This window comes from Pseudomonas sp. Pdm06 (assembly GCF_014851795.1).
Taxonomy (GTDB): domain Bacteria; phylum Pseudomonadota; class Gammaproteobacteria; order Pseudomonadales; family Pseudomonadaceae; genus Aquipseudomonas; species Aquipseudomonas fluorescens_AA.
The window spans coordinates 40,621-58,886 of sequence record NZ_JACVAH010000012.1; the positions used below are offsets into that span (position 1 = coordinate 40,621).

The 18,266-nt window shown below is 61.8% G+C and carries 19 protein-coding genes; 7 read left to right on the forward strand and 12 right to left on the reverse strand.

Going from position 1 to position 18,266, the window contains the following annotated elements; all coding sequences use genetic code 11:
- The first annotated feature begins 90 nt into the window (after positions 1-90).
- The 3 genes from IB266_RS19375 to cysN all read left to right on the forward strand — a co-directional run bounded on the left by IB266_RS19375 (position 91) and on the right by cysN (position 3,924).
- The gene (locus IB266_RS19375; RefSeq protein WP_192262130.1) at positions 91-849 is read left to right on the forward strand and encodes a Nif3-like dinuclear metal center hexameric protein; all 759 of its coding nucleotides are present in this window, start codon (positions 91-93) and stop codon (positions 847-849) included.
- A 249-nt stretch (positions 850-1,098) separates the two neighbouring features.
- Positions 1,099-2,016 (forward strand): sulfate adenylyltransferase subunit CysD, encoded by a 918-nt coding sequence (gene cysD / locus IB266_RS19380; protein WP_003178041.1) that lies wholly within the window; start codon positions 1,099-1,101, stop codon positions 2,014-2,016.
- Positions 2,017-2,025: 9 nt separating this feature from the next.
- On the forward strand, positions 2,026-3,924 hold the full coding sequence (gene cysN / locus IB266_RS19385; protein WP_060740680.1) for a sulfate adenylyltransferase subunit CysN: 1,899 nt from the start codon (positions 2,026-2,028) through the stop codon (positions 3,922-3,924).
- A gap of 168 nt (positions 3,925-4,092) precedes the next feature.
- Here the strand turns inward: cysN and IB266_RS19390 are convergent, their stop codons facing one another.
- Genes IB266_RS19390 through IB266_RS19400 form a run of 3 tightly spaced genes read right to left on the reverse strand, consistent with a single transcriptional unit; the run spans position 4,093 to position 7,506 of the window.
- Complete coding sequence (locus IB266_RS19390) at positions 4,093-5,001, reverse strand: acyltransferase (RefSeq protein WP_192262131.1); 909 nt, start codon at positions 4,999-5,001, stop codon at positions 4,093-4,095.
- Entirely contained in the window at positions 5,002-7,107 is a 2,106-nt protein-coding gene (gene pta, locus IB266_RS19395; RefSeq protein ID WP_192262132.1) for a phosphate acetyltransferase, read from the reverse strand.
- Positions 7,108-7,167: 60 nt separating this feature from the next.
- Complete coding sequence (locus IB266_RS19400) at positions 7,168-7,506, reverse strand: DUF3565 domain-containing protein (RefSeq protein ID WP_060740683.1); 339 nt, start codon at positions 7,504-7,506, stop codon at positions 7,168-7,170.
- Between IB266_RS19400 and IB266_RS19405 the strand changes: the two genes are divergently transcribed.
- The 3 genes from IB266_RS19405 to IB266_RS19415 all read left to right on the forward strand — a co-directional run bounded on the left by IB266_RS19405 (position 7,475) and on the right by IB266_RS19415 (position 9,993).
- Positions 7,475-7,960 carry an FKBP-type peptidyl-prolyl cis-trans isomerase gene (locus IB266_RS19405; RefSeq protein WP_060740684.1) on the forward strand — a complete coding sequence of 162 codons (486 nt, stop codon included), beginning with the start codon at positions 7,475-7,477 and terminating at the stop codon, positions 7,958-7,960. The two genes, IB266_RS19400 and IB266_RS19405, sit on opposite strands and share 32 nt — an antisense overlap.
- Before the next feature lie 115 nt (positions 7,961-8,075).
- Positions 8,076-8,558, forward strand: coding sequence for a glutathione peroxidase (locus IB266_RS19410; protein ID WP_060740685.1), 483 nt, complete (start codon positions 8,076-8,078; stop codon positions 8,556-8,558).
- A gap of 331 nt (positions 8,559-8,889) precedes the next feature.
- Positions 8,890-9,993, forward strand: coding sequence for an NADH:flavin oxidoreductase (locus tag IB266_RS19415; RefSeq protein WP_192262133.1), 1,104 nt, complete (start codon positions 8,890-8,892; stop codon positions 9,991-9,993).
- A gap of 88 nt (positions 9,994-10,081) precedes the next feature.
- Here the strand turns inward: IB266_RS19415 and IB266_RS19420 are convergent, their stop codons facing one another.
- Positions 10,082-11,281, reverse strand: a complete 1,200-nt coding sequence (locus IB266_RS19420) for a glycosyltransferase family 4 protein (RefSeq protein ID WP_192262134.1) — start codon at positions 11,279-11,281, stop codon at positions 10,082-10,084.
- A 39-nt stretch (positions 11,282-11,320) separates the two neighbouring features.
- Positions 11,321-12,076 carry a sulfate transporter CysZ gene (gene cysZ, locus IB266_RS19425; protein WP_053125122.1) on the reverse strand — a complete coding sequence of 252 codons (756 nt, stop codon included), beginning with the start codon at positions 12,074-12,076 and terminating at the stop codon, positions 11,321-11,323.
- A 312-nt stretch (positions 12,077-12,388) separates the two neighbouring features.
- On the opposite strand from cysZ, the gene trxB reads away from it, so the two are divergent.
- Positions 12,389-13,351 carry a thioredoxin-disulfide reductase gene (trxB, locus tag IB266_RS19430; RefSeq protein ID WP_003205459.1) on the forward strand — a complete coding sequence of 321 codons (963 nt, stop codon included), beginning with the start codon at positions 12,389-12,391 and terminating at the stop codon, positions 13,349-13,351.
- A gap of 182 nt (positions 13,352-13,533) precedes the next feature.
- Here trxB and IB266_RS19435 read toward each other — a convergent pair whose 3' ends face one another.
- From IB266_RS19435 to IB266_RS19465, 7 genes are all read right to left on the reverse strand, one after another.
- Positions 13,534-14,784 (reverse strand): aspartate aminotransferase family protein, encoded by a 1,251-nt coding sequence (locus IB266_RS19435; RefSeq protein WP_192262135.1) that lies wholly within the window; start codon positions 14,782-14,784, stop codon positions 13,534-13,536.
- A gap of 297 nt (positions 14,785-15,081) precedes the next feature.
- On the reverse strand, positions 15,082-15,420 hold the full coding sequence (locus IB266_RS19440) for a HopJ type III effector protein (protein WP_060740689.1): 339 nt from the start codon (positions 15,418-15,420) through the stop codon (positions 15,082-15,084).
- Positions 15,413-15,709, reverse strand: a complete 297-nt coding sequence (locus IB266_RS19445; protein ID WP_192262136.1) for a DUF1244 domain-containing protein — start codon at positions 15,707-15,709, stop codon at positions 15,413-15,415. Before IB266_RS19445 ends, IB266_RS19440 begins: the two co-directional genes overlap by 8 nt.
- Positions 15,710-15,807: 98 nt before the next feature.
- Positions 15,808-16,188, reverse strand: coding sequence for a dihydroneopterin triphosphate 2'-epimerase (gene folX, locus IB266_RS19450; RefSeq protein ID WP_046063560.1), 381 nt, complete (start codon positions 16,186-16,188; stop codon positions 15,808-15,810).
- A complete protein-coding gene (gene folE / locus IB266_RS19455; RefSeq protein WP_192262137.1) occupies positions 16,189-16,749 on the reverse strand; it encodes a GTP cyclohydrolase I FolE in 561 nt (186 codons plus the stop codon). It lies immediately after the preceding gene.
- A gap of 20 nt (positions 16,750-16,769) precedes the next feature.
- The gene (gene folM / locus IB266_RS19460) at positions 16,770-17,480 is read right to left on the reverse strand and encodes a dihydromonapterin reductase (protein WP_192262138.1); all 711 of its coding nucleotides are present in this window, start codon (positions 17,478-17,480) and stop codon (positions 16,770-16,772) included.
- A 209-nt stretch (positions 17,481-17,689) separates the two neighbouring features.
- Positions 17,690-18,250 carry an antibiotic biosynthesis monooxygenase gene (locus IB266_RS19465; RefSeq protein ID WP_192262139.1) on the reverse strand — a complete coding sequence of 187 codons (561 nt, stop codon included), beginning with the start codon at positions 18,248-18,250 and terminating at the stop codon, positions 17,690-17,692.
- Positions 18,251-18,266: the final 16 nt, after the last annotated feature.

The following is an 18,266-nucleotide window of genomic DNA, read 5'->3' on the forward strand; positions in this document are numbered from 1 at the left end:
CAAAGGTTGCAGGCGGTATGAGACCGCCCATAATGTCGCGCATTATACGAGGCCGCGCGCGCCTCTGAACGGGATATTTAGGAGTCTTTTATGGCCGTAGCCCTGAACACCCTGGTTGAAGAAGCGGACCGTTACCTGGCAAGCAGCCGGATTGCCGATTACTGCCCCAACGGCCTGCAGGTCGAAGGCGCGCCCCAGGTGATGCGCATCGTCAGCGGTGTCACCGCCAGCCAGGCGCTGCTCGATGCCGCCGTCGAGGCCGAGGCCGACCTGGTGCTGGTGCATCACGGTTATTTCTGGAAGGGCGAGAACCCTTGTATCACCGGCATGAAACAGCGTCGCCTCAAGACGTTGCTCAAGCATGACATCAGCCTGCTGGCCTATCACTTGCCCCTGGACCTGCACTCCGAGGTGGGCAATAACGTGCAGTTGGCCCGCCAGTTGGACATCACCGTCGAGGGCCCCCTGGACCCGGATAACCCCAAGGTTGTCGGTCTGGTCGGCTCCCTGTCCGAACCAATGACGGCGCGGGATTTCGCGCGCAAGGTCCAGGAAGCCCTGGGGCGCGAGCCCTTGCTGATCGAAGGCGGGCAGATGATCCGCCGGGTCGGCTGGTGCACCGGTGGGGGCCAAGGTTATATCGATCAGGCGGTGCTGGCCGGGGTCGACCTGTACCTCAGCGGCGAGGCGTCGGAACAGACCTTCCACAGCGCCCGGGAAAACGGCATCAGCTTCATCGCCGCCGGGCATCATGCGACCGAACGCTACGGTGTCCAGGCGCTGGGTGACTACCTGGCGCGAAGGTTTGCCCTGGAGCACATCTTCATCGATTGCCCGAATCCCATCTGACTGTAACCGAACCTGTGGGAGCGGGCTTGCTCGCGAATGCGGTGGGTCAGTCAACAGTTATGCAACTGAACCACCGCATTCGCGAGCAAGCCCGCTCCCACAAAGGTCGGTGCAATACCCGAACCACCAGGCATATCCATATGCTGTTTCGATCTAGTTGGCGCCCTGATTAGAAGAGGTCGCTGTGCTAGGATTCCCCGCTCGAACACGGCCCGCTGGCCGTTCATAAGAAAGTTTTCGTGAGTAGCCATGGTCGACAAACTGACGCATCTGAAACAGCTGGAGGCGGAAAGCATCCACATCATCCGCGAGGTGGCCGCCGAGTTCGATAACCCGGTGATGCTGTACTCCATCGGTAAAGACTCCGCCGTGATGCTGCACCTGGCACGCAAGGCGTTCTTCCCCGGCAAGCTGCCGTTTCCGGTGATGCACGTCGACACCCGCTGGAAATTCCAGGAAATGTACAAGTTCCGCGACCGCATGGTCGAGGAACTGGGCCTGGACCTGATCACCCATGTGAACCCGGACGGCGTGGCGCAGGGCATCAACCCGTTCACCCACGGCAGTGCCAAGCACACCGACATCATGAAGACCGAAGGCCTCAAGCAGGCCTTGGACAAGTATGGTTTCGACGCCGCGTTCGGCGGTGCCCGTCGCGATGAAGAGAAATCCCGCGCCAAGGAGCGCGTGTACTCGTTCCGTGACAGCAAGCACCGCTGGGACCCGAAGAACCAGCGTCCGGAACTGTGGAACGTCTACAACGGCAAGGTCAACAAAGGCGAGTCGATCCGCGTATTCCCGCTGTCGAACTGGACCGAGCTGGACATCTGGCAGTACATCTACCTCGAAGGTATCCCGATCGTGCCGCTGTACTTCGCCGCCGAGCGTGAAGTGATCGAGAAGAACGGCACGCTGATCATGATCGACGACGAGCGCATCCTCGAGCACCTGTCCGACGAAGACAAAGCCCGTATCGTCAAGAAGAAAGTGCGTTTCCGTACCCTTGGCTGCTACCCGTTGACGGGCGCGGTGGAGTCCGAGGCCGAAAGCCTGACGGATATCATCCAGGAAATGCTCCTGACGCGAACTTCCGAGCGCCAGGGCCGGGTCATCGACCACGATGGCGCAGGCTCGATGGAAGATAAAAAACGTCAAGGTTATTTCTAAGGGGCTGTCATGTCGCATCAATCTGATTTGATCAGCGAGGACATCCTCGCCTACCTGGGCCAGCACGAGCGTAAAGAGCTGCTGCGCTTTTTGACCTGCGGTAACGTCGACGACGGCAAGAGCACCCTGATCGGGCGCCTGCTGCACGACTCCAAGATGATCTACGAAGATCACCTGGAAGCCATCACCCGCGATTCGAAGAAAGTCGGCACCACCGGGGACGATATCGACCTGGCGCTGCTGGTCGACGGCCTGCAGGCCGAGCGCGAGCAGGGCATCACCATCGATGTCGCGTACCGCTATTTCTCCACCGCCAAGCGCAAGTTCATCATCGCCGATACCCCCGGCCATGAGCAGTACACCCGCAACATGGCCACCGGTGCCTCCACCTGTGACCTGGCGATCATCCTGGTGGATGCCCGCTACGGCGTGCAGACCCAGACCCGTCGCCACAGCTTCATCGCTTCGTTGCTGGGCATCAAGCACATCGTCGTGGCCATCAACAAGATGGACCTCAAGGACTTCGACCAGGGCGTGTTCGAGTCGATCAAGGCCGACTACCTGAAGTTCGCCGAAGGCTTGAAGATGAAGCCCACCAGCATGCACTTCGTGCCGATGTCCGCCCTCAAGGGCGACAACGTGGTGAACAAGTCCGAGCGTTCGCCGTGGTACACCGGCCAGTCGCTGATGGAAATCCTCGAGACCGTGGAAGTGGCGGGCGACCGCAACTTCACCGACCTGCGTTTCCCGGTGCAGTACGTCAACCGTCCGAACCTGAACTTCCGCGGTTTCGCCGGCACCCTCGCCAGCGGCATCGTGCACAAGGGCGACGAAGTGGTGGTGCTGCCGTCGGGCAAGAGCAGCCGCGTGAAATCCATCGTCACCTTCGAAGGCGAGCTGGAGCACGCCGGTCCAGGCCAGGCGGTCACGCTGACCATGGAAGACGAGATCGACATCTCCCGTGGCGACCTGTTGGTACATGCCGACAACGTCCCGCCGGTCACTGACAGCTTCGAAGCGATGCTGGTGTGGATGGCCGAAGAGCCGATGCTGCCGGGCAAGAAATACGACATCAAGCGCGCCACCAGCTACGTGCCGGGCTCGATTGCCAGCATCGTCAACAAGGTGGATGTGAACACCCTTGAAGAAGGCCCGGCCAGCGCGCTGCAGCTCAACGAAATCGGCAAGGTGAAGATCGCCCTGGATGCGCCGATCGCCCTGGACGGTTACGAAAGCAACCGCACCACCGGCGCCTTCATCGTCATCGATCGTCTCACCAACGGCACGGTCGGCGCCGGTATGATCGTCGCCCAGCCGCTGACCCACGGCAGCAGCACGCACCACGGCAAACTGGCCCATGTGTCGGTGGAAGAACGCGCCCAGCGCTTCGGCCAGCAACCGGCCACGGTCTTGTTCAGTGGCCTGTCGGGCGCGGGTAAAAGCACCCTGGCCTATGCGGTCGAGCGCAAGTTGTTCGACTCGGGTCGTGCGGTCTTTGTCCTCGATGGCCAGAACCTGCGCCATGACCTGAACAAGGGCTTGCCTCAGGATCGTGCCGGGCGGACCGAGAACTGGCGCCGTGCGGCGCATGTCGCTCGTCAGTTCAACGAAGCCGGCCTGCTGACCCTCGCCGCGTTCGTCGCGCCGAGTGCCGAAGGACGTGAACAGGCCAAGGACCTGATCGGCCGTGAGCGTCTGCTGACGGTCTACGTCCAGGCCTCGCCAGCAGTGTGTGCCCAACGTGATCCGCAAGGGCTGTATGCCGCCGCCGGCGACAACATCCCGGGCGAGTCCTTCCCGTATGACGTGCCGCTGGATGCCGACCTGGTCATCGACACCCAGGCGCTGACACTGGAAGAGAGCGTCAAGCAGGTGCTGGATCTGCTGCGCAAGCGTGGGGCGATCTAAGGAACGCCGCTGTCAGTAAAAAGCCCGCAGATGAGTGATCGTCTGCGGGCTTTTTGTTGTCTGGAAGGACGCTATCGCGAGCAAGCTCGGCTCCCACAGGGATGTCCATGTTCACCAACAATCCCTGTGGGAGCCGAGCTTGCTCGCGATGAGGCCAGTACAGACACCTCAGGATTTACCGGGATACTCGCGGTGCATCTGCGCAAGCAACGCATCCTTGTCCTGCCACAGCTGGTTGATCCAGCCCTGGAATTCCAGGCGATACACACCGTCCTGGTCGTAGTTCTTGCCGATGAACTGCGGCGCAATCTTCAGTTCCTGAAAGTGCACCACCACTTCCCCAACGTTGCCGCAGAGCAAATCCCAATAACCCGGACGTCCGCCCGGGTAATGGATGGTCACGTTGATGATCGATTCCAGTTGTTCACCCATGGCATCGAGCACGAACGCGATACCACCGGCCTTGGGCTTGAGCAGGTAGCGAAACGGTGACTGCTGCTGGGCATGCTTGCCGTCGGTGAAACGCGTGCCTTCGACGAAGTTGAAAATGCCCACGGGGTTGTTGCGAAACTTCGCGCAAGTCTTGCGAGTGGTTTCCAGGTCCTTGCCTTTCTTTTCCGGGTGTTTTTCCAGGTACGCCTTGGAGTAGCGCTTCATGAACGGGAAGCCCAAGGCCCACCAGGCCAGGCCGATCACCGGCACCCAGATCAGTTCCTGCTTGAGAAAGAACTTCAACGGCCGGATGCGTCGGTTCAGTACGTACTGCAACACCATGATGTCGACCCAGCTCTGGTGGTTGCTGGTGATCAGGTACGAATGCTGGTAGTCCAGGCCCTCCAGGCCACTGAGGTGCCAGCGGGTACGGCGCAGCAGGTTCATCCAGGCCTTGTTGTTGCTGATCCAGGCCTCGTGGATGTGGCCCATCAGCCAGTCGGTGAAGCGCTGGGCGGTGGGGAAGGGCAGCACCAGCTTGAAAATCGCCACGATGAACAGCGGTGTGCAGCAGGCGATGGTGTTCAGCGCCAACAGCAGCGAGGCAATGACGCCGCGCAAAGGGGGAGGCAGGAAGTCCAGCATTTAAATATCCAAAGGTCGGTTGGCGGCTTGGATCGCGGTCAGGGCGATGGTGTACACGATGTCGTCGACCTGGGCGCCGCGGGGCAAGTCATTCACCGGTTTGCGCAAGCCTTGCAGCATGGGCCCGAGGCTGACGCAATCGGCGCTGCGCTGCACGGCCTTGTGGGTGGTGTTGCCGGTGTTGAGGTCGGGGAAGATGAAGACCGTCGCCCGGCCGGCCACCTGGCTGTTGGGTGCCAATTGCCGTGCCACGGTTTCATTGGCGGCGGCGTCGTATTGCAGCGGACCGTCGATCAGCAGGCCATGCTGGGCTTCGTGGGCCAGCAGGGTGGCTTCACGGACTTTTTCCACTTCTTCGCCACTGGCCGACTCGCCGCTGGAATAGCTGAGCATCGCCACCCGTGGCGTGATGCCGAACGCGGCGGCCGAGTCGGCGCTTTGCAGGGCGATTTCCGCCAGTTCCGCGGCGCTGGGGTGCGGGTTCATCACGCAATCGCCGTAGACCAGCACTTCTTCGGGGAAGAGCATGAAAAACACCGAGGACACCAGGGAGCAACCCGGCGCGGTCTTGATCAGTTGCAACGCCGGGCGGATGGTGTTGGCGGTGGAGTGGATGACCCCGGATACCAGCCCGTCGACCTCATCCAGCGCGAGCATCATGGTGCCGATGACCACGGTGTCTTCCAGTTGCTGCTCGGCCATCGGCGCGTTCAGGCTCTTGCTCTTGCTCTTGCGCAACCTCACCATCGGTTCGACATAACGCTCGCGAATCGAATCCGGGTCGAGAATCTCCAGCCCCGGTGGCAGCTCGATGCCTTGGGCGCGGGCCACCGCTTCGACGTCGGCCGGTTTGGCCAGCAACACGCAGCGGGCAATGCCCCGGGCCTGGCAAATGGCGGCGGCCTGGACGGTCAGCGGTTCGCTGCCTTCGGGCAGCACGATGCGTTTGTTGGCGGCTTGGGCGCGCTGGATCAACTGATAGCGGAACACCGCCGGCGACAAGCGCATTTCCCGCGGTGTGCCACAGCGCTGGTGCAGCCATTTGGCGTCCAGGTGGCTGGCGACGAAATCGGTGATGATCTCCGCACGTTCGCGGTCATCGATGGGGATTTCCTTGTTCAGGCCGTTGAGCAGGTTGGCGGTGTCATAGGAGCCGGTGCTCACCGACAGCACCGGTAATCCTGCCTGCAAGGCGCCGCGGCACAGGTCCATGATGCGAGGGTCGGGCAGGGTGTCGCTGGTCAGCAGCAGGCCGGCCAGTGGCACGCCGTTGATCGCGGCCAGACTCACGGCGAGGATGATGTCGTCGCGATCGCCGGGGGTCACCACCAGCACGCCGGGCTTGAGCAGCTCCACCGTGTTGCGCATGGTGCGGGCGCAAATGATGATGTTGCTCATGCGCCGGGTTTCGTAGTCGCCGGCATTGAGCACTTGGGCGCCCATCAGGTCGGCCACGTCGCGGGTGCGCGGGGCGTTGAGTTCGGGGCGAAACGGGATGCAACCGAGCAGGCGGAAATCGCCGCTGCGCAGCAAGGGCGAGTGCTCCTTGAGCCGTGCGGAAAACGCCTCCATGCTTTCCTCGGTGCGGACCTTGTTCAGGATCACCCCGAGGACTTTCGGGTCCTTCGGCCCGCCGAACAGCTGCGCCTGCAACTCCACCCGCCCGGAAAGCTCGGTCAGCACTTCGTTCTCCGGTGCCGACACCAGGATGACCTCGGCGTCGAGGCTCTTGGCCAGGTGCAGGTTGACCCGGGCGGCGTAGCTGGCGTTGCGGGTCGGGACCATGCCTTCGACGACCAGCACGTCCTTGCCGATGGCCGCTTGCTGGTAAAGGGTGATGATTTCTTCCAGCAGCTCATCGAGCTGGCCGTCGCCGAGCATGCGCTCGACGTGCGCCAGGCCCAGGGGCTGCGGAGGCTTGAGGCCATGGGTGCGGGCCACCAGCTCGGTGGAACGTTCCGGCCCGGTGTCGCCGGGATGCGGCTGGGCAATGGGTTTGAAAAAGCCGACTTTCAGCCCGGCCCGTTCGAGGGTACGCACCAGCCCGAGGCTGATGGAGGTCAGGCCCACACCAAAATCGGTGGGTGCGATAAAAAAAGTTTGCATGCGGATTCTCTAAAGGAGCATGGCAATGGCGCGGCCTATGACTGGCCGTCTACCCACAATTCAGTCGCCAAGGTTATCGCTAACCGGGCCTTGAGCGCACCAGCCGCAAGCAAAGGGCTGGCCTATTTTTTCAATACGTTGCACAGGGTCCAGCACCCAGGCCCGGGACTGCCAGGGGGGCTGGTGGCGCAGGTGCTGGGTATGGCCGCAGGACAGCTCGGCCACCCAGTGCCCGTCCTCATCCTGATGCAAACCGGTGACCGTCGGTCTGTTCGAGCAGGCCCGTTTGTCCGGGTTCCGTTCGCTTTCGGGCAAATCCTTGTTTAGACTTGTCCGTTCTTCATTCTTATGCAAAAGGTCTCGCCCCATGCTGATCGCCGCCAATAAGGCTGTCTCCATTGACTATACCCTGACCAACGACGCTGGTGAGGTCATCGACAGCTCTGCCGGCGGCGCTCCGCTGGTCTACCTGCATGGCGCAGGCAACATCATCCCGGGCTTGGAAAAAGCCCTGGAAGGTAAAGCGGTCGGTGACGACCTGAACGTTGCCGTCGAGCCGGAAGACGCTTACGGTGAATACTCCGCCGAACTGGTCAGCACCCTGAGCCGCAGCATGTTCGAAGGCGTGGATGAGCTGGAAGTGGGCATGCAGTTCCACGCCTCGGCACCCGATGGCCAGATGCAGATCGTCACCATCCGCGACTTGGAAGGCGATGACGTCACCGTTGACGGCAACCACCCGTTGGCTGGCCAGCGCCTGAACTTCAAGGTCAAGATCGTCGACATCCGTGACGCCAGCCAGGAAGAGATCGCCCATGGTCACGTCCATGGCGAAGGTGGTCATCACCACTGATTTGTGCGCTACGCTCAAGTTGACTGGAGAGGCGCCCTATGGCGCCTTTTTAGTCGCTTGCTGTTAGCATCACCCATGGCTGTTTTCGAAAAGATCCGCAAACCTGGAGTTCGTCATGAGTGCTTTCCACGACCTTAAACTCAAAGCCCTGGATGGTCAGGAGCTTGCTCTGGCGCCGTTCAAGGGGCAAGTCGTGCTGGTGGTCAACGTCGCCTCCAAATGTGGCCTGACGCCTCAGTACGCGGCGCTGGAAAATCTTTACCAGCAATACAAGGACAAGGGGTTCAGCGTGCTGGGCCTGCCCTGCAATCAGTTCGCCGGGCAAGAACCGGGGACCGAGCAGGAAATCCAGGAATTCTGCAGCCTCAACTACGGCGTAACGTTCCCGCTATCCAGCAAGCTGGACGTGAACGGTCATGATCGTCACCAGTTGTACCGTCTGCTGGCGGGCGAGGGGGCCGAGTTTCCCGGGGACATTACCTGGAACTTCGAAAAATTCCTGCTCGGCAAGGACGGTCGGGTGCTGGCGCGCTTCTCGCCGCGTACGGCGCCGGATGACCCCACGGTGATCCAGGCGATCGAAAAAGCACTGAGCTGATTCCCAAGGGCATTGCAGCCATGATGATGTCCCCCTGTGGCGAGGGAGCTTGCTCCCGCTGGGCTGCGCCCGTAGGAGCTGTCGAGTGCAACGAGGCTGCGATCTTTCCCCAATCACTTGAGTCTCAAGCGAAAATCAAAAGATCGCAGCCTTCGGCAGCTCCTACCAACCGAGCGGGAGCAAGCTCCCTCGCCACAGGGTTCTGGTCGAGCCCCCTCAGCGCTTCCTTCTGATCCTTAATCATTCAAATCAATAGTGCTACCCAGCGCTCCCCATGCTCCATATTATCGTCGTCATATCCGATCTGTGACTTCGTCCCGTGGAGTGCCCCATGCCTGCAAAAGCCCTGTTCAAACCCTTCCACCTCGGCGCGTTCGAGTTGCCAACCCGGGTGGTGATGGCGCCGATGACCCGTTCCTTTTCGCCGGGTGGCGTGCCGAACGCCAAGGTGGTCGAGTATTACCGTCGCCGCGCGGCGGCCGGGGTCGGCCTGATCATCACCGAGGGCACGACGGTCGGGCACAAGGCCTCCAACGGTTATCCGAATGTGCCGCATTTCTACGGTGACGCCGCGCTGGCCGGTTGGAAGCAGGTGGTCGATGCGGTGCATGCCGAAGGCGGCAAGATCGTTCCACAGTTGTGGCACGTGGGCAGTGTGCGACGCATCGGCACAGAGCCGGACGCCAGCGTGCCCGGCTATGGTCCGAGCGAAAAACTCAAGGACGGCCAGGTGGTGGTCCATGGCATGACCCAGGCCGATATCGACGAGGTTATCGCTGCGTTTGCCCAGGCGGCGAAAGACGCCCAGAGCATCGGCATGGACGGGGTGGAAATCCACGGCGCCCACGGCTACCTGGTTGACCAGTTCTTCTGGGAAGGCAGCAACCAGCGCACTGACGGTTATGGTGGCAGCCTGGCCAACCGCTCGCGCTTCGCGATCGAATTGATCCGTGCCGTGCGGGCGGCGGTGGGCGAGGGTTTCCCGATCATTTTCCGCTTCTCCCAATGGAAGCAGCAGGATTACACCGCGCGCCTGGTGCAGACCCCCGAAGCCTTGGACGAATTTCTCAAGCCGTTGTCCGAGGCGGGCGTGGACATTTTCCACTGCTCGACACGGCGCTTCTGGGAGCCGGAGTTCGAAGGCTCCGAGCTGAACCTGGCCGGCTGGACCCGCAAGCTCACCGGCAAGCCCACCATCACCGTCGGCAGCGTCGGCCTGGATGGCGAGTTCCTGCAGTTCATGGTCAACACCGACAAAGTCGCGCAACCGGCCAGCCTGGAAAAGCTGCTGGAGCGCTTGAACAACGATGAGTTCGACCTGGTGGCGGTGGGGCGTGCGCTGCTGGTGGATCCGGACTGGGCGCAAAAAGTCCGTGAAGGGCGGGAGCAGGAGATCTTGCCGTTCAGTCGCGAAGCCTTGATGACCCTGGTTTAAGCGGCGCCTTGTAGGGCCTCATCGCGGGCAAGCCTTGCTCCCACAGAGTTGTCAGTCGTGTGGGAGCAAGGCTTGCCCGCGATGCTTTTCAGCGTTGCGACACGGCCTGAGGCAGCGACGATTCGACCTGACAAACCCCTCGCAGCTGCGCTTCAAATTGCTCGATCACCGCCGCCCAACCCTGGCGACTGGCATGCTGGCGCGCATTGAGCCGCACGCAACGCAAGGTCTCGCGCTCCTCCAGCAGCCAACGGGCGGCATCGCAGAACGCCTCTTCATCCCCCGGCATCGCCAGCACGCCGTTATAGCCGTGACGAATGTGTTGCGCAGCCGCAGCCTGATCGTAGGCCACCACACCCAGCCCGGACGCCAGCGCCTCCAACACTACGTTGCCGAAGGTTTCGGTCAAGCTCGGAAAGACAAACACATCCCCGGACGCATAGTGGCTGGCCAGCGCCTCACCGCGTTGCGAGCCGCAAAAGATCGCCTCGGGCAATTCCTGCTCCAGCTCGGATCGTTGCGGACCGTCGCCGACTACCACCAGCTTCATCCGTCGCCCCGGAAAAGCGCTGCACAGCGTCTCGAAACCGCGCTTGAGCAGCCCCAGGTTTTTTTCCGGTGCCAGGCGTCCGACATGGAGCACGGCGATATCGTCGTCGCCCAGGCCCCACGCTTCGCGCAGGCTCGACGAGCGCTTGACCGGGTGGAACAGTTGGCTGTCCACGCCGCGGGACAACAACGCCACGCGCTCGAAATGCCGTCGTTCCAGTTCCAGGCGTTGGCTGAGACTGGGCACCAGGGTCAGGCTGGAGCGGTTGTGAAACCAGCGCAGGTAATGGGTGAGCACGCGACTCAACAGCCCGAGGCCGTACTGTTGAGTGTATTGCTGGAAATTGGTGTGGAAACCACTGACCACCGAGATGCCCAGGCGCCGTGCCGCCCGCAGCGCCGACAAACCCAGCGGCCCTTCCGTGGCGATGTAGAGCACGTCCGGACGATGACGTTTCCAGCGCCTGAGCAGCTTGTGCATCGACGCCTGGCCCCACTGCAAACCCGGATAGCCCGGTAGCGGCCAGCCCCGGCACAGCAGCAACTGCTCGTCACTGGCTTGGCGTAAGTCGTCGGCCTGGCGAGGCCGTATCAACTCGACCTGATGCCCGCGGGCACGCAAGCCGTCGTACAGGCGGCCCAAGGTATTGGCCACGCCATTGATTTCCGGCGGGAAGGTTTCGGTGATCAGGGTAATGTGCAGGGGTGTGGTCATGACCCCAGTGTCGACCGGGGCCATTTCGTCATTGTGACGCCAGGATGATGGATTTGTGACGGCTCAGCCCTGACGGGCCAGGGCGGTCTCGGCGCCTTGCTCGCGCACCCAGAACAAGGTCGCCCCGGCCACCGCCGCTGGCATCATCAGGATGTTCACCACCGGGATCAGCAGCACCAGGTACACGCTGCCGCCAAAACCCAGGCTCTGCCAGCGTTTTTCCCGCAGCCAGGCGAGCATTTCGTTCCAGCCCAGCTTGTGGTTGTCCGCCGGGTAGTCGATGTACTGGATCGCCATCATCCATACGCCGAACAGCAGCCACAGCGGTGCCGCCACCAGATTGACCACGGGGATGAACGACAGCACGAACAACCCCAGGGCGCGGGGCAGGAAATAGCCGAGTTTGCGCGCTTCCCGACCGAGGGTCCGGGGGATCATGGCAATCAATTCGGCCCAGCTGAAGGCCGGGAAGTCGTCGGTGCCACGGATGACCACTTCGACTTTTTCCGCGAGAAAACCGTTGAACGGCGCGGCGATGATGTTGGCGAGCATGGTGAAGGTAAAGAACACCATGAGCACGACGAGCACCACGAACAGTGGCCAGAGCACATAACTGAGGAAACTCAGCCACTCTGGCAGCGACGGCATCAGCGTATCGACCCACAGGCTGAACTGATGGCCGGCCAGGTAGATCAATCCGACGAACAGCACCAGGTTGATCGCCAGGGGCAAGAGTACGAACAGACGCAGGCCCGGGCTCAGGACCAGCTTGAGGCCTTCTCGCAAATATTGCGGGCCGGACAGGACGGGGGCGGGCATAGGTGACTCCGAGCGAAGGTGAACGCGCCGACCTTACCGGCTTTACCCTGCGCGGGAAAGCGGCGACATGGCGCGTAACAACCTTTTACTGCAGCGAATGCGCCTATTAAAAGGGACGCTGGGGATAGAGCTCACCTATGAGCTGGATTGTTAAACCGTATTTCCTTAATCTTCGCTCCCTCGATACGCTGCACCCATTCTTTTGCAGGACTGTCGAACCCAAGCCTTCCCCAAGTGCGTCAACGGTCCTTTTTTATTCACGCCGCTCACCCGGCGTTCCGGCCCGCAAGGTCCGGTCAACAGGAGCAGGTCATGTCTGAAGTGCGTCATTCGCGAGTGATTATCCTTGGTTCCGGCCCTGCCGGTTACAGCGCTGCGGTTTATGCGGCCCGTGCCAACCTCAAGCCGCTGCTGATCACCGGCATGCAGGCTGGCGGTCAATTGACCACCACCACCGAAGTCGACAACTGGCCGGGCGACGTCCACGGCCTGACCGGCCCGGCCTTGATGGAGCGCATGAAGGAACACGCCGAGCGCTTCGAGACCGAGATCGTTTTCGACCACATCAACGCCGTGGACTTCGCCGCCAAACCGTACACCCTGACCGGCGACAGCGCGACCTACACCTGCGATGCCCTGATCATCGCCACCGGCGCCAGTGCTCGTTACCTGGGCCTGCCGTCGGAAGAAGCCTTCATGGGCAAAGGTGTATCGGCTTGCGCCACCTGCGACGGCTTCTTCTACCGCAACAAGCCAGTGGCTGTGGTCGGTGGCGGCAACACCGCGGTCGAGGAGGCGCTGTACCTGGCCAACATCGCCAGCACGGTCACTCTGATCCACCGTCGCGAAACCTTCCGCGCCGAGAAGATCCTGATCGACAAGCTCAACGCCCGCGTCGCCGAAGGCAAGATCATCCTCAAGCTCAACGCGACCCTGGACGAAGTGCTGGGCGACAACATGGGCGTGACCGGTGCCCGCCTGAAGAACAACGACGGCAGCTTTGACGAGATCAAGGTCGACGGTGTCTTCATTGCCATCGGCCACACGCCGAACACCTCGCTGTTCGAAGGCCAGTTGGAGCTCAAGGACGGCTACCTGGTGGTCAAGGGTGGCCGCGACGGCAACGCCACCGCCACCAGCGTCGAAGGGATCTTCGCGGCCGGCGACGTGGCCGACCACGTCTACCGCCAGGCGATCACCTCGGCCGGTGCCGGTTGCATGGCAGCCCTGGATACCGAGCGTTACCTGGATGGCCTGCAGAACGCTTCGTTCTGATCCATCGGGCATAAAAAAACCGGCTTCGGCCGGTTTTTTTCTACTTAGGTTCCATGCAAACCCTGTGGGAGCGGGCTTGCTCGCGAATGCGGTATGTCAGTCGACACTGTGCCGGCTGATCCACCGCATTCGCGAGCAAGCCCGCTCCCACAGGTTTTTTGTGGGCTCAGAAGCACTGCATTTCAGGCCAGCTTCGCCAGGCATGCCTCCAGAATATCCAAGCCCTCTTCCAATACTGCCGGCTCGGTCGTCAACGGCGCCAGCAGCCGCACGATGTGTCGCGACTTGCCACTGGGCATCAGCAGCAGGCCCGATTCCCGTGCCAGGGCCAGCAGTTGCGTCAATTGTGCCGAAGCCGGGGTGCCGTCGGCGTGGCTCAGCTCGATGCCGCGCATGGCGCCGATGCCGGTCAGGCGGCCCAGGTAAGGGCTTAGCCCGCGGCTGCGCCAGGACTCGTAGCGACTGACGATCGCCTCTTCCTGTTGCACGCCCCAGGCGTGCAGGTTGGCGTCGGTCATTTCATCCAGGGTCGCCAGTGCGGCGGCGCAGGCGATGGGGTTACCCGAGTAGGTGCCGCCCAGGCCACCCTTGGGCAGGTTGTCCAGCAGCGCCTTGCGTCCCACCACCGCACCGAGGGGCACGCCGCCGGCAATGCTTTTGCCCAACAGGATCAGGTCTGGTTCGATGCCCAATCGGGAGAAGGCAAAGCGCTGGCCGGTGCGGCCGAAGCCGGACTGGATCTCATCGATAATCAGCACAATGCCCTTGTCGTCACAGAACTGCCGCAGGGCCTGGGCGAAGGGCACGTCCATCGCCAGGAAGCCGGCTTCGCCCTGCACCGGTTCGACAATGAAACAGGCCACGTCATTCACATCGATCTCGACGCTGAACAGCCGATCCATGGCTTTCAAGGCCTCTGCGCAGGTGACGCCGTTGTCTTGGCTGGGGTACGGCAGGTGATACACCGGCCCGGGCAGGACACCGACTTTCTGTTTGTAAGGCGCGACCTTGCCGTTGAGGTTGAGGGTCGCCAGGGTGCGGCCGTGAAAGGCACCGTCAAACGCGATCACGGCGGTGCGGCCCGTGGCGCCTCGCACGATCTTCAAGGCGTTCTCTGCCGCCTCGGCGCCGCTGTTGGTGAGCATGCCGCTGACCGGGTAATCCACCGGGACAAACGCCGCCAGGCGTTCCATCAATTCGATATAGGGAGCGTGAGGGGCGGCGTTGAATGCGTAGTGAGTCAGCCGCGTAGCCTGTTCGCGGATCGCCTCGACAATGCGTGGATGACAATGGCCGAGGTTCAACACACCAATGCCCCCGACAAAGTCGATGTAGCGTTTGCCATCCGTGTCCCAGACCTCGGCATTCCTGCCGTGGCTGAGGCTGACGGGATGCACGATGGAGATCGATTGGCTGATGGTTTCGCTGCTCATGGATGACGGCCCGGACGAAGGAGAAATTTCCGTTATCTAAGCCGCGAGCAGAGGGGCCCGGCAAACGAAATAAAGTTGCCGGGTCAATCTTAAAAGTCGGGATGTGGTGAGGCGCCGCTCACTTGGACTGAGCCTGTGGCGAGGGAGCTTGCTCCCGCTGGGGCGCGACGCGGCCCCGAAACCTGGCGACCCGGTGTGCCAGGCAAATTGAGTTTGACTGCTTGGGTCTGCTGCGCAGCCCAGCGGGAGCAAGCTCCCTCGCCACAAAAGCGGATCTCACCACACAGGCAGGATCGATCAGCGCCGTTGCAGCGGCTGCTCGTCGAACTTCACACCTGCCAGCCCATGCACCATCAGCGCACGGATATTGCCGTGATCACTGCCTTCGGGCGTGGCCAGTACCGAACGGTAATGTTCGCCGAATGCCAGCAGCGCTTCTTCATCGCTCAAGCCTTCGAGCAGTGCCAGGCCCAGGGTCTTGCACGAACCTTCGTTCTGCCCGGCGGCGTTTTGCACGCCGCCGTTATTGAAGGCCTGGGGCTGATAGTCGTAACCGGCGGCGATAAAGGCCAGGGTGTCGGCGAAGGCGTGTTCACCGCTCTTGAGGCGGGTACGCAAGGTATTGAGATCAGGCATCGGGTTTTCCTTTGGCGAACGCCGCCTGTTGTTCGGCGCTGGCTTCTTTCTGGTATTGGGCTTTCCATTCGGCGTACGGCATGCCGTAGACCACTTCGCGGGCGTCGTCGAGGCTGACCTCGACCTGGCGCTCATCGGCGGCGGCCTTGTACCACTTGGACAGGCAGTTGCGGCAGAAGCCGGCGAGGTTCATCAGGTCGATGTTCTGCACATCCTTGCGGCTGTCCAGGTGGGCAACCAGCCGACGGAAAGCGGCGGCTTCGAGTTCGAGGCGTTGTTGGGCGTTCATGGGGATCTCTGCGAGACAGCTTCAAGCGGCGAGCTTCAAGCTGCAAGTTTGGATTACGGTGGTCAGGCTTGAAGCTTACAGCCTGAAGCCAGTAGCGGCTATGAAGCAGCCCGGCTTGCTGCGAGCGTAATCGACACTGATTCGGCGAATCGCAAGGCGTGGGGCTTGTCGACTTCGACTTCGGCGTACAGCACCGACTCGTTGGCCATGATCAGGTCGAGCAATTCCTGGGTCAGGCGTTCGAGCAGGGCGAAGCGGTTGCCTTCCACGTGGGCGATGATCGCCTTGGTGATGGTGCGGTAGTTCAGCGCGTGGTCGATGTCGTTGTCGCGCACCGCCTCCTGGGCGGCATAGAGGATGGTCAGGTTGATCAACACATCCTGCTTGTTGAGGATCTCATCCTCGTTGATGCCAATGAAGGTGCGCAGGCGCAGGTCCTTGACCTTGATGCGTGCCATGGCAGGCTGAAGTTGTGGCATTTACTTGCTCCGTCGAATCAATTGCAGGAACTCCTGGCGCGTGGTGCTGGAATCACGAAAGACGCCGAGCATCACCGAGGTGTTCATGGTCGAGTTCTGTTTTTCGACACCGCGCATCATCATGCACATGTGCTGGGCCTCGATCACCACCGCCACGCCAGCGGCCTGGGTGACCTGCTGCACTGCGTCGGCGATTTGCCGGGTCAGGTTTTCCTGGATCTGCAGGCGGCGGGCGAACATGTCCACCAACCGGGCGATCTTCGACAGCCCCAGGACCTTGCCGGTAGGAATATAAGCCACATGGGCCTTGCCGATGAAGGGCAACAGGTGATGTTCGCAGAGCGAATAGAGTTCGATGTCGGCGACAATCACCATTTCATCGCTGTCAGAGGCGAACAGCGCGCCGTTGACGATCTGCTCGACGCTTTGTTCATACCCGTGACAAAGATACTGCATGGCCTTGGCGGCACGCATCGGGGTATCGAGCAAACCCTCGCGCTCGGGGTTTTCCCCCAGGCCGATGAGGATCTCGCGGTAGTTCTGGGGCAGGGATAGCGTCATGGTGCATCCTCGAAACAAGGCTATTTGACGTGCCGCCCGCCGTTGACGGTCAGGGTCGTGCCGGTGACATAAGGGTTGTCCAGCAGATAACGCAGGCTCTGGTAGATCACTTCGCTGCCGGGTTCGATACCCAGTGCGGACTTGGCCAGGGCCTTGGCGCGGTAAGCCGCGTCGTCTTCGGGGTTGAACAGTAGCAGGGCCGGGGCGATGCCGTTGACCTTGATCGCCGGGGCGAACTTGGCCGCGAACGACAGGGTCAGGCTTTCCAGGCCGGCCTTGGTGGCGCAATAGGCGATATGTCGGGCGCTGCCCTTGCGGGTCACGTCATCGCTGATGTGCACGATATCCGCCGGCGTTGAACGCAGCAGCAACTCGGCGCAATTCAGGTTGATCAGGTAAGGCGCAAGCATGTGCACGCCGAACATGGCGTTGAAGGCCGCCGCTTCGCTGCCCGGGCCTTCGGCCAGCCAGGCCGAGGCGTTGTGCACGATGGCCCGCAGTCGGTCGGTGTGTTGCTTGAGTTGTTCGATAAAGGCCAGGATCCCCGTTTCGCTGGAGAAGTCGGCGAACAGCACCACCGCCCCCAGGTCTCGCAACGTTTGCACGCCGGGGCGTTCGGTGCGATAAGTCGCGATCACCGGGTGCCCGTCCTCCAGCAAGCGCCGGACGCAATGCAGGCCGACGCGCTGGGCTGCACCAGTGATCAGGATCGGAGCGGTGGCGCTGGACATGGGACGGCTCGGTTCACGGCAAGAGCAAAACTATAACAGCGACGCGGGGCGCATCCTATGTACAAAGGTCAATCCGGTCGCGACCAGTTGCCCACTGTGGGAGCGAGCTTGCTTGCGATGACGGCCTGACCTTCAATATCCTCATTGACTGTCACACCGCTATCGCGAGCAGGCTCGCTCCCACAGGAGGACTGTCGAGGCAGGTGGCCTCAATGATTCTGCGTAGCCGGCAATGCCCGCTGCGGCGCGCCGTTGAGCCAGTTCGCCAGCAGATGGGTCGACATCGGGATAAACAGGTAGACCATCAGCGGTGTCAGGATGACGGTGCTGATGAGCACGCGGCTCAACAGGCCCAGTTCGCCCAGCAGCGGTCCCAACAGGAAATTGAACAACAGCGACACGGGAAAGAACGCCAGCCAGATGGCCACGGCCTGTTTCCAACGTGGCGGACGCTGGCCGACCGAGCCGAACCAGCCATCGATACCACGCACCCGATGTTCGGAGGGATGGGCAAACAGATCGCTGCCCCGTCCCAGCCAGGCCGTGCGCGAGGCGGAGTGTTCCCAGGCGTGCAGTGTCTGCTCGTCGGCAAAACGGAAAATGATCTGGAATTCATCGTCCTGGGGCGGTGGCGCGAGCACGCCGGACCCCAGGTAACCAGGGAAATCGGTGGCCAATTGTTCGCCTTCGCGCAACCAGGCAATCAGATCCTGATAGCGTCCATTGGCGACGCGGCGGGCCACCATCAAAGTGACGGGTGAAGTCGACATTATGTATCTCCGTAAG